Raw genomic sequence first — 15483 nt, forward strand, 5'->3', positions numbered from 1 at the left:
TATGTCCTGCCGTCAGCGGCGGTTTGGTACGGTATGTGTTTCCTTTTCCGGCATTTAACGATTCGTAACGATGGAAAGGGAAACGTATTTGCGGCCGGAGGCCGAGGTGACGGAGGTGCGCATCGGGCGCGGATTCGCCGCTTCGTCCGTGGACGGCGAGGTCGAAGGTTTCGACCGGGAGGAGTGGAATGAATAGGTTTGCGATTGCGGCGGTCGGATGCGGGTTGTTGTGCGCCTGCACGGCCGACCGGACCGGGGAGCCGGTTCCGCCGAAGACGTTCACGCGCAGCGTCCGGATTGCGGCGGCGGCCCCCGAGACCCGCACGGAACTGGCCGCGGACGGTTACAACGTCCTCTGGACGCCCGGCGACCGGATCGGCGTCTACGTCAAGAGCGGCGACACATTCACTTCGGTCAATGTTCCGCTGACGTTCGAAGGCGCGGAGGCCGCGGCCAGCGGCACGTTCAGCGGCGAGATCTCCCTCACGGAGGGCGCTTCGGGCTATACGCTCTATGCCTATTACCCGTGGTCGGAGCAGGCGTCGGACGACGCTTCGGCGGTCGCCTTTACGCTGGAGACTTCCCAGGTGCAGGCCGCTGCGGGCGACTCGTCGCATCTGGGCGATTCGGATTTCCTCGTGGCGGGGGCCGTCGGGAGCGCGACGGGCGATTTCCCGGCGCTGGCGTTCCGTCACGCCTTCGCGGTGGTCGAAGTCAGTCTGACGGCTTCGGGAACGATGGCCGGGAAGCGGCTCTCGGAGGTGACCCTCTACTGCTCGCCCGCCGCGACGGTCGATTCCGGGGGCAATCTCGGCGGGATGTCCAACCTGGCCGGGGCGTTCTCGTTCGATCTGACCGCCGCTTCGGGCAACAACGCGGCGGCGTATGCGGGCGGCTCGGCGGAGATCGACTATTGCAGCCTCGCTCTTACGGAGACCCCGGCGCTGGGGAGCGAGCCGGTGAAGGTCTGGCTGACGGTTAATCCTGCCGACTATTCGCGCGGCGGCGGGAAGGTCTACGTCGTGGTGCGGACCGAGGACGGCTATACGGCCACCTACACCCGTCCGGGACTGGTCATCGCCGCGGCGCAGATGAAGGTCATCACGCAGGATGTGGCCTCGGGCGCGGCCCCGCAGCCTGCCGTGGACCTTTCGGGCGGCGGAGAGCGGGCCAACTGCTATGTCGCCTCGGTCGCCGGGCAGGAGTATTCGTTCGACGCCACGGTCGCCGGGAACGGCGTCATTTCGCAGGCCCTCGCTGCGGCTGTCGGGCGTTACGAGGGGCGCACGCTCTCCGCCGCGCTGTCGGGAGCGTCGGCCCGCCTGCTGTGGCAGAGCAGCCCCCGGCTGATCGATCCTGCGAGCTTGCGCGTGGAGGGCGGGAAGATCTATTTCACGCTGACGTCGCGCCCCGTGTCGCTGGGCGGCAACGCCGTCATCGGCCTTTACGCTGACGCGTCGTCCGACGAGGCGCTGTGGAGCTGGCATATCTGGATCACCGATGCGGACAACGCCGCGCTGACGGCCCTTGCCGAGACCTATATCCTTCCGTCGGATTATGAAAACGAATACGGTTCGGGTTCGGTGCAGATGATGGACCGCAATCTGGGGGCCGTTTACAAGGAGGACGGGCCGTATGCCCGTTCGTTCCGCGCGCCGCTCTACCAGTGGGGCCGCAAGGATCCCTTCCCGTGGGGAAAGGTGATCTTCGACGCGCAGGGTGCGCCGCAGACCTACATCACCTACCGCAGGCCGGTGCAGACTTCGGGAGCCTTGGGGCAGTACGCCGGTTACACGGGCAATACGTATTACGCCACGGCGCATCCCGACATCTTCATCACCACGACCGACGGCAGTTCCTACGACTGGTATTACGGGGCGGGCAAGGGCAACGGTCCCGCGTTCCGCAACAACGAGTTGTGGGGCAATCCCACGGGCTACGAGGTGGGGCAGAAGACAGCCAAGACGCTGTTCGACCCCTGTCCGCCGGGATGGGTCGTACCGCATCCCTACGCCTTCACCGCCTTTACGAAGACGGGCGGCACGGCCGCCGTCGCCAGCGGCGAGGTCCTGGTAAAAGGGGCGTTCGTGCAGGGGTGGAACTTCCTCTACAACGGCATCGACGCGACCTATTATCCCGGAGTCGGATATCGCTACGACGAATACGGGCTTTTCGTATTCACGCCTTCGGGCTACTACTGGTCGAGTTCCCCGGCGCCCGCCGACACGTTCGGGGCGTGGGTGTTCGGACTGACCGCGGCGACCGTCTACCAGCGTATTCCCGATCCCCGGGGATTCGGGCTTCCGGTGCGTTGCATGCGCGACCTCGCTACTCCCTGACGTTGCGCCGGATGCGGTCCAGTCCGCTGCGCGTCAGCGGCGTGCGGCCGCAGAGGGCTTCGAACGCCGCCTCGTCCATGCCGAGCCACGCCCCGGCGTCCATCGTCAGCGGGTCGAATACGGGGTCGAACGCCGCGTTGCGGTGCTGCGGGGCGCGGCGGTTCCAGGGGCAGCAGCTCTGGCACGCGTCGCAGCCGAAGATCCAGCCGTGGAGGTCCGTTTCGCCGGGCTGCTCCCGCTCGATGGTGCGGCACGAGATGCAGCGGCCCGTGTCGATCGTCCGCCCGGCGGTGACGGCGCCCGTGGGGCAGTTGTCGATGCAGCTGCGGCAGGTTCCGCAGCGCGACTCTTCGAACGGCGTGTCGTAACGGTCGGCCTCTTCGGTGAGGATCAGTTCGCCCAGCAGGACGTAGCTCCCGTATTGCGGCGTGACGAGCAGCGACTGCCGGCCGATCCACCCCAGTCCGGCCTCCACGGCCAGCTGCTTTTCGGCCAGCGGCGCAGTGTCGACGAACGCGCGGCCCCGAAGGGCGGGACTGACTTTCCGCAGGGCGTCGAGCATCCCTGCGAGCATCGCCCTGACGGTGGTGTGGTAGTCCTCTGTGCAGGCATAGGAGGCTACCTTCGTCCGGTGCTCCGGCGGGTAGCCTTCGCCGACGCGGTTTTTGTAGCTCACGGCGCAGACCACGGCCGTGCGTGCGCCCTCGACCAGCCGGCGGGCGTCGAACCGCTTCTCCGCGTTGCGCTCCATGTAGCCCAGCGAGGATTGGTAACCGCTGTTGAGCCATGCGCGGAACCGCTCCTCGTTTGCGGACAGATGGCGGCACGGGGTGATGCCGCAGAGGTCGAACCCTGCTCCGGCTGCGAGCTTTTTGATGTACAGATGGTCGAGCACATTGATAATTTACGCCAAAAATAGTGTTTTTTAGCCGGAAATTAGTAATTTCGCCCCAAACTTTTGCGTTATCGGAACGTAGTTAAAAAAGAACACATGATGACTATCAATACACTGTACGAACTGGCCCGCAACAGCGTGGAGAAGTTCGCGTCGAAGGTCGCTTTTTCGATGTACGAAGGCGACGACGTGACTTACGCCGAGGTGGGCCGTCGTATTGCCAGGGTGCAGGAAATCCTTACCGGAGCGGGGCTTCGTGCCGGGGACAAGGTGGCCCTGCTGAGCAGCAACATGCCCAACTGGGGCGTCTGCTATTTCGCCGTCACGTCGGCGGGCATGGTGGCCGTGCCGATCCTGCCCGACTTCTCGGGCGAGGAACTGGACATGATCATCGAGCATTCGGAGGCCAAGGCCCTGCTCGTGTCGGACAAACTTTTCACCAAACTCTCGAAGCAGACCATCGAACGGCTCAACGTGGCGGTCCGCACCAAGAACCTCGGCGTCATCTCGCAGCGCGTCCGCGGGGAAGGCTCGACGGGCGTCCCCCGGCCGGAGGATCTGGCCGTGATCATCTACACGTCGGGAACCACTTCGAAGCCCAAGGGCGTGATGCTGACCCATGCGGCGCTCTGCGCGCAGGTCGACATTTCATCCTCGATCTTCCCGGTCGACGGCGACGACACGTTCCTCTCGGTGCTGCCCCTCTCGCACACCTACGAGTGCTCCATCGGCATGATCTATCCTTTCTCGATGGGTGCGCGGGTGGTCTACCTCGATCGTCCGCCCACGGCCTCGGCGCTGATGCCCGCGCTGCGGGCGATCCGTCCGACGGTCATGCTGATCGTGCCGCTGATCATCGAGAAAATCTACCGCCACCAGGTGCTCGCCAAGTTCAATTCCAACTCCTTCTGGAGTACGCTCTACCGCATCGGCTTCATCCGCCGCTACCTCCACCGCGTCGCGGGCAAGAAGCTGATGAAACTCTTCGGCAGCCGTCTGCGCTTCCTCGGAATCGGGGGAGCGAAACTCGACGGCGGAGCCGAGAAATTCCTGCTCGAAGCCCGCGTGCCCTATGCCATCGGCTACGGGCTGACCGAGACCGCGCCGCTGCTGGCGGGTGCGGCCCCTTCGATGGTGCGGCTGGGTTCCACGGGACCCCAGGCCCCGGGTGTCGAACTGCGGCTGGAGAACGTCAACCCCGAGACCCGTCAGGGCGAGATCGTGGCCCGCACGCCGAGCGTGATGGTGGGGTATTTCAAGAATCCCGAAGCGACGAAGGAGGTTTTCACGGCCGACGGATGGTTCCGCACGGGCGACCTCGGGGAGTTCGACAAGGACGGCTGGCTCTACATCAAGGGCCGCCTGAAGAACATGATCGTAGGGCCCGGCGGCGAGAACATCTATCCCGAGGACATCGAGACGGTGCTCAACTCGCACGTCTGCATCGCCGATTCGATCGTCACCGAGCAGGAGGGCCGCCTGATCGCTTTGGTGCACTTCAACCGTGAGGAGATCGAGTCGATGATCGACGACTGGCGCGAGGAGTGGGAAGGCAAGAAGGAGGCCTGGGAGGCCAAGACCGAGCAGCTGAAGAAGGAGATCATGGATTTCGTCAACGCCAAGGTCAACCGTTTTTCGCGGATTTCGGAGGTCGTCGAGGAGAAGGACGACTTCGCCAAGACACCCACGCACAAAATCAAGCGTTTCCTTTACAACAGGAATAAAAAGGATCACAAAACCCCCGACCAGCCTGCCGCCGGAAAATAAATAAACCCCCGCTCTCGGAGCGGGGGTTTGTCTTATCTGGAGTAGTCGGCGGGCTTTCGGGGGAGGCCGGGTATTCGGGGCCGGGTTACTTCGGGAGTCCGGTCCGTTTCCGAGAACCGCTCTTACTTCCGGGAGGCCGCCTTACTTGAGATAGATGCCGTGGGCGGCGCACTCGGCGATCATCCGCTCGGGCCAGATGCTGACCTGCACCTCGCCGATGTGGGCGCAGCGCAGGTAGAACATGCAGAGGCGCGACTGGCCGATGCCGCCGCCGATCGAAAGCGGCAGGCGCCCTTCGAGCAGCAGGCGGTGGAACTCCATTTCGCGCCGCTCGGGACAGCCGCAGATCGCAAGCTGGCGTTCGAGGGCCTCGGCGTCGACGCGGATACCCATGCTCGAAAGTTCGAAGGCGCTCTCCAGAACCGGGTTCCACACGATGATGTCGCCGTTGAGTCCCTTGTAACCGCCTTCGGTCGGGGTGCTCCAGTCGTCGTAGTCCGGGGCGCGCCCGTCGTGCCGCTGTCCGTCGGACAGTTCGCCGCCGATGCCGATCAGGAACAGTGCGCCGTATTTGCGGGCCGCCGCCTGCTCGCGCTCCTTGGGCGTCAGCGCGGGGAACTCCTGCAACAGCTCCTCGGCCTGGAGGAACGTGATCCGCTCGGGCAGGATGGGCGTGATGTGGGGATAAAGTTCGTAAACCTCCTCCTCGACGGCCTTCATCGCCTCGTATATCGTTTCGACGGTCGTTTTCAGGAAGCCGAGGTTGCGCTCTTCGGGACGCATCGTGCGCTCCCAGTCCCACTGGTCGACGTAGAGCGAATGGATGTTGTCCAGCTCCTCGTCGGCGCGGATGGCGTTCATGTCGGTGTACAACCCGTATCCCGGGGCGATCTTGTAGGCCCCGAGTTTCATGCGCTTCCATTTGGCCAGCGAGTGCACCACCTCGGCCCGGCGGTCGCCCAGGTCGCGGATCGGGAACGACACGGCGCGCTCCACGCCGTTCAGATCGTCGTTGATGCCTGTGCCCGAAAGGACGAACAACGGGGCCGTGACGCGGCGCAGGCGGAGGTTGCGGGCCAGCATGTCGGGGAAAATCTCCTTGAGATAGGTGATGGCCTGCTCCATCGTTTCGGGAGCGAGCTTGGCCGTATAGTCTTCCGGAATGAAAAGCGGCATAATTCTCTGGTTTGGGTTCGTGAAAAACGGTTTATTCCGCAAATATAGTGAAAGGTGAGTGCAATCGGGTGTATTCGGACTCAAAAAATGTCGTTTTTAACCGTAGACCCGGATTTTGGTTTGCCCGAATATCCGCTTCGGGTGGGCGGCCGCAATAAAATAACGCACGTAATGCTTCCGTTACGTGCGTTATTTCATTTCCGGCTCCGGCTATTTCGCGGCGGGCAACAGCGCCGAGTCGGGCTGCTGGCGCTTGTCGCCCACGTCGATCAGGTTCTCCTCGGAGACCCCCAGCGAACGGTAGTAGTCGTTCAGTTCGGCCACCACCTCCTTGCGGTCGGCGTAGCTGGCCAGGTAGTAGATGTCGCCCAGCTGGTCGAGCTTCTCGTCGATAAGGCCCGAGACCATGTCGCCCTGCGCCCCTTCGAAACGGAGGTAGTGCTCGATGTATTCGATCAGCGTCTGGGCATACTCCCTCAAAAGGGCGTCGCCCTTCGCGGCGGCCTCCTTGTCCCCCATGGCCGAAGCGGCGTAGTAAGCCTCCAGGAAGGGGTAGGTGTTGGTGTCGGTGAAGCGCACCTGCGAGGTCGGCATCCGCTCCAGCCCCAGGTCGAGCAGCTCGACGGCCTCCCCGACGCGGTTCTGCCGCAGCAGCTCCTTGGCCACGCGGGCGAAGGCGTCGCGTGCGTGCGAGGCCGACAGGTTGTACTGGATGAAGTAGTCGACGTACACCCGCGGGTCTTCGAGGTTGCCGTAGCGGAACGTGTCGCGCAGCAGCGGCGCGGCGTAGTCGGCGTCGATGCGCCCGATTTCGTAGGGGTTCTGCGTCGGGGTGAGGATCGGCACGAGCCGGTAGGCATAGCCGTCGAACTGGAGGTAGTCCATCAGCCCGAAGTCCTGGAGAATGTAGACCTGTGTCATGTAGATCGGGCGTTTCCAGTCGAAGTTGGCCAGCATGTCGAGAATCATTAGCTGGTTCTTGTCCAGCGAATTCTTCTTGATGTTGATGAATACCGTGTCGACCATCTTGTCGCGGTCCTTCTCGGCCACGATGCCCGAGGCGATGGCGTTCTCCTTGTTGACGGGTATCGCGATGCGCTTGGCGGGGATGTAGTCGGCCAGCGTGCCGTCGGCGAGCTTGACCTTGCTGCGGGGGTCGTCGCTGCGCACGAAGTCGATCACCTCCTTGATCTCCACGGGACGGTCGATGCTGTTGGTGACGTAGATCATGTCGTTGTTGTAGGTGTATTTGTGCTTGGGCAGCGAGAAGGGAACTCCGGGGGCGTCGTTGGCCTTGGTCTTCATCTCGTCGATGTACCACTCGCCGCCGAGGTAGGAGGTGTTCATGATCCGCACGTCGGGGCGCACGCCGTAGACCTCCTGGTTGTTCCACAGCGGGAAGGTGTCGTTGTCGCCGTAGTTGAGGATGATCGAGTTGGGCAGCGTCGACTGGAGGTAGTTCCAGCCGATGTCGCGGGCCATCGTGCGGTGCGAACGGTCGTGGTCGTCCCAGTTCTGGGCCGCGAGGATGGCCGGGACGCTCATCGAGACGACGGTGGCCGCGGCGGCCGCCGTGACGTTGCTGCGCTTGGTGATCCACGCGATCAGGTCGCGCAGGGCCAGCACGCCGAATCCGATCCAGATCGAGAAGGCATAGAACGATCCCGCATAGACGTAGTCGCGTTCGCGCGGCTCGCCGGGCGAGGTGTTGAAGTAGAAGACCAGTGCGATGCCCATCATCACGAACAGCCACAGCACGATCGAAAAGTTCCGCTGGTCGCGGTTCAGCTGGTAGACGAGTCCGATGAGTCCCAGCAGGAAGGGGAGGAAATAATAGGTATTGCGTCCCTTGTTTTCGGCGATTTCGCGCGGCAGGTTGTCCTGCGGGCCGACGTATTTCTCGTCGATCCAGCGGATGCCCGAGAGCCAGTTGCCGTCGGTGATCGTCGTGCGCGAAGGCTGTATGTCGCTCTGGCGTCCCACGAAGTTCCACATGAAATAGCGCCAGTACATGTACGAAAGCTGGTAGTTGAAGAAGAAATGGACGTTTTCCCAGAACGTCGGTTCGGTGACCGTGCGGGTGTCGCCGTAGGAGTCGGTGTAGGCCCGTTTGCGTCCGAAGTCGAGCGTCTCGCCGCGCATGGGGCGTCCTTGCGCGTCGCGCAGGATTTCACCCTTGTCGTCGCGCAGCGTCTCGGTCTTGGTGCGGTAGGCGGCCCACTCCTTGTAGGCCTTTTCACCCTTCGAGTAGTTCCACATGCGGGGGAACAGCTGCATGAATTCCGGAGCGTGGGTGTATCCCGTGAGCACCGTGGCGGTCTTGTACTTGCCGTCCTCGTCCAGATACCACACCTTCTTCTCCTTCACGCCCTCGGGGGGAGCCGAGTACTGTGCGCCGTACAGCAGCGGCCGGTCGCCGTACTGGTCGCGGTTCAGGAGCGACAGCAGGGCGTGGGGGTTGTTGGGGTTGTTGGAGTTCATCGGCGGGTTTGCCGCGGCGCGGATGGTCACCGAGGCGTAGGACGAGTAGCCGATGAGGATCATCGTCGTCGAGAGCAGCAGGATATTCAGCACTACGCGGCCCCGTTTGTGCGCGGCCCACGCGGCCCATCCCAGACCGATGATCAGCGCCAGCGCGAAGAGCGTGATGCCGGAGTTGACCGGCAGGCCGAACGTGTTGACGAACAGCGTGTCGATCTGCGCCCCGATCCAGACGGTGTAGGGGATGATGATGTTGTTGACGAAGACGATCATCGCCCCGGACACGAGCGTCGAGAGGGCGATGCCTCGCCAGGTCACCGTGTCGGTTTTGCGGAAGTAGTAGATGAAGACCAATGCCGGGATGCAGAGCAGGTTGAGGATGTGCACGCCGATCGAAAGTCCCATCAGGTAGGCGATCAGCACGATCCAGCGCGAGGAGTGAGGCTCGTCGGCCTGCTCCTCCCATTTGAGCATCAGCCACACGACCAGCGCCGTGAACATCGACGAGAGGGCGTAGACTTCGCCCTCGACGGCCGAGAACCAGAACGTATCGGTGAAGGTGTAGGCCAAGGCCCCGACGGCCCCGGCACCCAGGATGGCCCACGTATTGGCCCGGGTAAGCGCTGCGCCGTCGCGCGTCACCAGACGCCGCGCCAGGTGGGTGATGGTCCAGAACAGGAACAGGATGCAGAAGGCGCTGGCCAGCGAGTTCATGGCGTTGACGGCGATGCCCACGTAGTCGGGGTTTCCGAAGGCGAAGAGCGTGGCCAGGCGCGCCAGCATCATGAACAGCGGCGCTCCGGGAGGATGCCCCACTTCGAGTTTGTAGGACGTTGCGATGAACTCCGAGCAGTCCCAGAGGCTCGAGACGGGTTCCATCGTCATCAGGTAGACCATCGCCGCGACGGCGAATACGGCCCAGCCCGTGATGTTGTTCCAGCGTTTGTAGAAATGCATATCCGAGAAAACTTTTTTCGTAACTACTTATCGTGCAAAAGTAATGATTTAACGCGGTTTTTCCAACCTTATTACGTGAAATGCATTTACAGCCACCGTTTCCACCATTTTTTCTGCGGGGCCTCGGCCGCCGCCGGAGCGGACTTGGCGGCCGGAGCCGCTGCGGACCTGGCGGCGTTTCCGGAACCCCCGCGTTTGCGGCGGCGGGACGGTTTTGCCGAAGGGCCCGGATCCGGGTTGGCGGCGCTTTTCGGCGCGGCGCCCGCGGCGGATTTGTTTCCGGCGGTTTTCGAGGCGTTTCCGGCCCCCTGCTTCGGGCTTTGTCCGTGCGACGTGTCGGCAGGGCGGGAGGCTGTTTTTCCGGCCGGTTCGATGGGCGTTCCCGGTGCGGGGCGCGTGCCCCGTCTGCGGCGGGAGCGCGACGGGCGGGAAGAGTGCCCGGCGTCGGCCTGCGCCGGATTTTGTGCCGGCTGCGGCTCCTTCGCGGCGTTGCGGGGGGCCTTCTGTTCCGTGTTGCGGGCGGGCCGCTGCTGTTCGGCGCCTGCATCCCGGCCGGACCGCTGTGCGGATTTGGCCCCGGCATTCCGGGCCGGTTTCGGCTCCTGGGTGCGTGCGGGACGCTGTGGGGCCTTCTGCGCGGGTTTCCGCGCCGGGACGGCTTTGCGCACGGCGTATTCCGGAACCGGTCCCTCGGTGGGGATCGTAAGCCCGGTGAGCTTCTGGATGTCGCAGAGATACTCGAATTCGTCCTCCGAGCAGAACGACCACGCCGCGCCTTCGTATCCCGCGCGGCCCGTGCGGCCGATACGGTGGACGTAGGTCTCGGCGACCTCCGGCAGTTCGTAGTTGATCACCAGCGGCAGCTGGCTGATGTCGATGCCCCGTGCGGCGATGTCCGTAGCTATCAATACCCTGCATTCGCCCGTCTTGAAGTCGTTCATGGCTTTCACGCGGGCGTTCTGCGACTTGTTGCCGTGGATGGCGCCCGACTTGATTCCGGCACGGTTGAGTATCTTGGCCAGTTTGTCGGCGCCGTGCTTGGTGCGGGTGAAGACCAGCACCTGGTTGGCATCGGAGTCCGTGAGCAGGTCGATCAGCAGCTGGCTTTTCTCGGCCTTCTCGGCGAAATAGACCGTCTGCGCGATGGTCTCGACCACCGATGCCGGGGGCGTGACGGTGACGAGCACCGGGTCGCGGAGGATTTTCGCGGCCAGTGCGGCGATCGACTCGGGCATCGTGGCCGAGAAGAAGAGCGTCTGGCGCCGTTCGGGAAGCAGCGGCAGGATGCGGCGGATGTCGTGGATGAAGCCCATGTCCAGCATGCGGTCGGCTTCGTCGAGCACGAAGAAGCGGATCGTGTCGAGCGTCACGTAGCCCTGTCCGATCAGGTCCAGCAGGCGGCCCGGAGTGGCGATCAGCAGGTCCACGCCTTTCTGGAGCGCGTCGACCTGCGGGCGCTGGTTGACGCCGCCGAAGATCACGCAGTGGCGGACGGATGTGTAGCGGGCGTAGTCGCGGCAGCACTCGTCGATCTGGATGGCCAGTTCGCGCGTGGGGGTGAGCACCAGGGCGCGGACCGGGCGGCGTCCCCTGGGGGCCGGTTCGGCGGCTAAAAGTTGGAGCATCGGCAGCGTGAAGGCTGCGGTTTTGCCCGTCCCGGTCTGGGCGCAGCCCTGGAGGTCGCGGCCTTCGAGTACGGGAAGAATGGCTTGTTGCTGGATGGGGGTGGGATCCGTGTACCCCTTTTCTCCGATGGCGCGTAACAGCGGCTCGGAGAGTCGTAAGTCTTGAAATTTCATATAATCGGCGCAAAGGTACGATAAATTCCCGGTTCCTGCGCCGGAGGGGCGTATATTTCTCACCTTCGCTTCCGCCTGCTCGATTTTTGACGGCAGGACGCGGATGTTTGCGGAAAAAGTCGTAACTTTACCCGTTCAAAACGTTAATTCACGATTATGGATTCCAAACTCGTACTTTACAATACGCTCACCCGCCGCAAGGAGGTCTTCGAGCCGCTCGTTCCGGGCCGCGTGGGCATGTATGTCTGCGGTCCCACGGTCTACGGCGATCCGCACCTGGGTCATGCCCGGCCCGCCGTGACGTTCGACCTGCTGTTCCGTTACCTCAAGGCTTCGGGTTACAAGGTGCGCTACGTGCGCAACATCACCGACGTGGGCCATCTGGAGCACGACGCCGACGAGGGCGAGGACAAGATCGCCAAGAAGGCCCGGCTCGAACAGCTGGAGCCGATGGAGGTGGCGCACTACTATACGGAGCGTTACCACCGGGCGATGGACGCGCTCAACGTCGAGACTCCCTCGATCGAACCCTACGCCTCGGGACACATCATCGAGCAGATCGAATTCGTGAAGAAGATCCTGGCCGACGGCTATGCCTACGAGGCGAACGGCTCGGTCTACTTCGACGTGGAGAAATACAACGCCGAATACAACTACGGCAGGCTGTCGGGGCGCAACCTCGACGACATCATCGCCAACACGCGCGAGCTGGACGGGCAGTCGGACAAACGCCACTCCTACGACTTCGCGCTGTGGAAGAAGGCGTCGCCCGAGCATATCATGCGGTGGCCGTCGCCCTGGGGCGAGGGATTTCCGGGATGGCACATGGAGTGCTCGGCCATGTCGACGCGCTACCTCGGGGAGCGTTTCGACATCCACGGCGGCGGCATGGACCTGATGTTCCCGCACCACGAGTGCGAGATCGCGCAGTCGACCGCCGCGCTGGGCCACGATTCGGCCCGCTACTGGCTGCACAACAACATGATGACGGTCAACGGGCAGAAGATGGGCAAGTCGCTGGGCAACTTCATCACGCTGGAGGAGTTCTTCACCGGGTCGCACCCGAAGCTTTCGCAGGCCTATTCGCCCATGACGATCCGTTTCTTCGTGCTCCAGGCCCACTACCGCTCGACGCTCGACTTCTCGAACGAGGCCCTGCAAGCCGCCGAGAAGGGGCTGGACCGCCTGATGAAGGGCATCGAGACGCTCGGGAAGATCAGGCCCGCGGACGCTTCGACGGTCGATCCCGCCGAGCTGGAGACGCGCTGCGCCGAGGCGATGGCCGACGACTTGAACTCGCCGATGGTCATTTCGGCGCTGTTCGACTGGGTGCGCGTCGTCAACCAGCTGGCCGACGGCACGCAGACGATCGCGGCCGCCGACCTCGCGGCGCTGACGGCCACCGTGCGCCGCTATGCCTTCGACATTCTGGGACTGCGCGACGAGAAGGCCGCCGGGACGGCATCGGGACGCGACTACGTGACGCCGCTGGTCGAGATGCTTTTGGACGAGCGTCTGAAAGCCCGAGCGGCGAAGGACTGGGCCGCGTCGGACCGTATCCGCGACGGACTTACGGCTGCCGGCATCCGCGTCAAGGACCGCAAGGACGGCTCGGACTGGGAACTGGAATAAAACGGCCTGCTGGTATGGAGAATCCGGACAAGATCGTAGCCGTCGGACTGGGCGAGGTGCTTTACGACCACGACGTCGTGACGGACGAATATACTTTCGGCGGCGCACCGGCCAATTTCGCCGACCATTTCCTCAAGTGCTCCCGGCTGATTTCCGGCCCGGATGCGGCGGAGGTGCATGTGGTCAGCGCGGTCGGGGACGACGAGCGGGGCCGCGCGGTGTCGGCCGAACTGGAGGCCCGCGGGCTTTGCGACGGGCTTTGCCGCGTCGGGCAGCTGCCGACCGGCGTCGTCGACAAACGCCGGGATGCCGCCGGGGTCAACACCTACGAAATTCTGCCCGGCGCATGGGACGCAATGGCGTGGTCCGACGCGCTGGCCCGGCTGGCCGCCCGGACCGACGTGGTCTGCTTCGGCTCGCTGGCGCAGCGCAGCGCGGCGTCGCACGCTACCGTCGTGCGGTTTCTCGACGGGGTGATTCGCCGGGAACGGCGGACGCTGCGCGTGTTCGACGTCAACCTGCGGCAGGATTTCTTCTCGCGGGAGGTGCTGGAGGAGTCGATGGCTCGCTGCAATATTCTGAAGATCAGCGACGAGGAGGCTCCGCGCGTGGCCGGATGTCTGACCGGATGTCCCGACGCCGATGCGGGCGGGCTGTGCCGGGAGCTGCTCGACCGCCGGGAGAACCTCGAAATGGTCATCCTCACCGAGGGCGCCGAGGGCAGCCGCGTGTTTACCCGGAACCGGATTTCGGCCTATGTGATTCCCCGCGGGAACCGGGTCCGCCCCGTCGACACGGTCGGTGCGGGCGATTCGTTCACGGCGGCGTTTTGCGCGATGCTGGCTGCCGGGCACGACATCTGGCCGGCCCAGGCGTTCGCCTCGAAGGTCGCGGCTTTCGTCTGTTCGTGCGCGGGCGCCACGCCGGAGTATCCGGCCGCGGCGAAGACGGAATTTTTGGAGGCATTGTAACCTTGTATCGGACAGGGGCGGAGAGATGGAGACATACCGGTAAGGAATATTAAGAGAATAGGCTATGACGGAGATAAAATCGGCGGCTTTGGAACTCGGAACCGAGTCAATCCGGAAGTTGCTCGTACAATATGCCGTGCCGGCGATCATCGCCATGACGGCCTCGTCGCTCTACAACATGGTCGACAGCATCTTCATCGGCCACGGGGTCGGGCCGCTGGCCATTTCGGGCCTGGCGCTGACCTTCCCGCTGATGAACCTCGCCGCGGCGTTCGGTTCGCTGGTGGGCGTGGGCGCCGCGACGCTGATCTCGATGCGTCTGGGGCAGCGCGACTACGAAACGGCCCAGCGGGTGCTGGGCAATGTGCTGGTGCTCAATCTGATAATCGGCATAGCGTTCGGTCTCGTGGCGCTTCTGTTCCTCGACCCGATCCTCTATTTCTTCGGGGCTAGCGAGGCCACGATCGGCTATGCCCGCGAATACATGACCGTCATCCTGCTGGGCAACGTCGTCACGCACATGTATCTGGGCCTGAACTCCGTGCTGCGCGCCTCGGGGCATCCCCGCAAGTCGATGTACGCCACGATCAACACCGTGGTCATCAATACGATCCTCGACCCGCTGTTCATCTTCGGCTTCGGCTGGGGCATCCGCGGCGCGGCCATCGCCACGGTGCTGGCACAGGTCATTTCGCTCGTGTGGCAGCTGCGCATCCTTTCGAACAAACAGGAACTCCTCCACTTCCGCCGCGGCATCTACCGCCTGCGGAAGAAAATCGTGCGCGACATGCTGGCCATCGGCATGTCGCCCTTTCTGATGAACCTCGCTGCCTGCTTCATCGTCATCCTCATCAACAAGGGGCTGAAGGAGTACGGCGGCGACCTGATGATCGGCGCCTACGGCATCGTCAACCGCCTGGCGTTCTTCTTCGTGATGATCGTGCTGGGCGTCAACCAGGGCATGCAGCCCATTGCGGGTTACAATTTCGGCGCGAAGCAGTACGACCGCGTGATGCGCGTGCTGAAACTGACGATGATCGGCGCGACGTGCGTCACCTCGGCGGGATTCGTCCTCGGCGAGTTCATGCCGCGTCTGGCCGTGGGGCTGTTCACCACCGACGAGGAGCTGATCCGCCTGGCGGTCGAAGGCATGCGCATCGTCTTTTTCTGCTTCCCGATCATCGGCTTCCAGATGGTGGCAACCAACTTCTTCATGAGCATCGGCATGGCCGGCAAGGCGATCTTCCTGTCGTTGTCGCGCCAGTTGCTGTTCCTGATGCCCGGACTGATCTTCCTGCCGCACATTTTCGACGTCTGCACCGAGTGGAACGGCAGCTGGGGCGTGTGGTGCTCGATGCCGCTGTCGGATTTCCTGGCTTCGCTCGTGGCCTTCTTCATGCTGACTTACCAACTGCGGAAATTCCGGGCCATCGGTGCGGAAAACGCCGCCAAAGAGGGATAGGACT

The 15483-nt window shown here is 63.5% G+C and carries 10 protein-coding genes; 6 read left to right on the forward strand and 4 right to left on the reverse strand.

All coding sequences use genetic code 11. The features are described from left to right. Positions 1–70 precede the first annotated feature (70 nt). Together ACGHP5_RS11505 and ACGHP5_RS11510 are read left to right on the forward strand one after the other, a co-directional pair. Positions 71–196 (forward strand): hypothetical protein, encoded by a 126-nt coding sequence (locus tag ACGHP5_RS11505; RefSeq protein WP_290532467.1) that lies wholly within the window; start codon positions 71–73, stop codon positions 194–196. Further along, positions 189–2339, forward strand: a complete 2151-nt coding sequence (locus tag ACGHP5_RS11510) for a fimbrillin family protein (protein ID WP_390566870.1) — start codon at positions 189–191, stop codon at positions 2337–2339. Before ACGHP5_RS11505 ends, ACGHP5_RS11510 begins: the two co-directional genes overlap by 8 nt. On the opposite strand, the gene queG is transcribed toward ACGHP5_RS11510, so the two are convergent. Beyond that, positions 2329–3234, reverse strand: a complete 906-nt coding sequence (queG, locus tag ACGHP5_RS11515) for a tRNA epoxyqueuosine(34) reductase QueG (RefSeq protein ID WP_390566872.1) — start codon at positions 3232–3234, stop codon at positions 2329–2331. The two genes, ACGHP5_RS11510 and queG, sit on opposite strands and share 11 nt — an antisense overlap. Positions 3235–3333: 99 nt before the next feature. On the opposite strand from queG, the gene ACGHP5_RS11520 reads away from it, so the two are divergent. Next, entirely contained in the window at positions 3334–5001 is a 1668-nt protein-coding gene (locus tag ACGHP5_RS11520; RefSeq protein ID WP_290532464.1) for an AMP-binding protein, read from the forward strand. A 141-nt stretch (positions 5002–5142) separates the two neighbouring features. On the opposite strand, the gene asnA is transcribed toward ACGHP5_RS11520, so the two are convergent. The 3 genes from asnA to ACGHP5_RS11535 all read right to left on the reverse strand — a co-directional run bounded on the left by asnA (position 5143) and on the right by ACGHP5_RS11535 (position 11414). Then, positions 5143–6177, reverse strand: a complete 1035-nt coding sequence (gene asnA / locus ACGHP5_RS11525) for an aspartate--ammonia ligase (protein WP_337773090.1) — start codon at positions 6175–6177, stop codon at positions 5143–5145. Between the two features lie 210 nt (positions 6178–6387). Next, positions 6388–9615, reverse strand: a complete 3228-nt coding sequence (locus ACGHP5_RS11530) for a DUF2723 domain-containing protein (protein ID WP_390566874.1) — start codon at positions 9613–9615, stop codon at positions 6388–6390. An 86-nt stretch (positions 9616–9701) separates the two neighbouring features. Continuing rightward, positions 9702–11414: a DEAD/DEAH box helicase gene (locus ACGHP5_RS11535; protein WP_390566876.1), complete on the reverse strand. Its 1713-nt coding sequence runs from the start codon at positions 11412–11414 to the stop codon at positions 9702–9704. 156 nt (positions 11415–11570) lie between these two features. On the opposite strand from ACGHP5_RS11535, the gene cysS reads away from it, so the two are divergent. The 3 genes from cysS (at position 11571) to ACGHP5_RS11550 (ending at position 15479) form a co-directional block, all read left to right on the forward strand. Further along, entirely contained in the window at positions 11571–13046 is a 1476-nt protein-coding gene (cysS, locus tag ACGHP5_RS11540; RefSeq protein ID WP_337756194.1) for a cysteine--tRNA ligase, read from the forward strand. A gap of 14 nt (positions 13047–13060) precedes the next feature. Then, positions 13061–14017, forward strand: coding sequence for a carbohydrate kinase family protein (locus tag ACGHP5_RS11545; RefSeq protein WP_390566878.1), 957 nt, complete (start codon positions 13061–13063; stop codon positions 14015–14017). A 64-nt stretch (positions 14018–14081) separates the two neighbouring features. Continuing rightward, positions 14082–15479: an MATE family efflux transporter gene (locus ACGHP5_RS11550; RefSeq protein ID WP_390566880.1), complete on the forward strand. Its 1398-nt coding sequence runs from the start codon at positions 14082–14084 to the stop codon at positions 15477–15479. The last annotated feature ends 4 nt before the right edge of the window (positions 15480–15483 follow it).

Source organism: Alistipes sp. i18-0019-D1, assembly GCF_042852885.1.
In the GTDB taxonomy this organism is placed as follows: domain Bacteria; phylum Bacteroidota; class Bacteroidia; order Bacteroidales; family Rikenellaceae; genus Alistipes.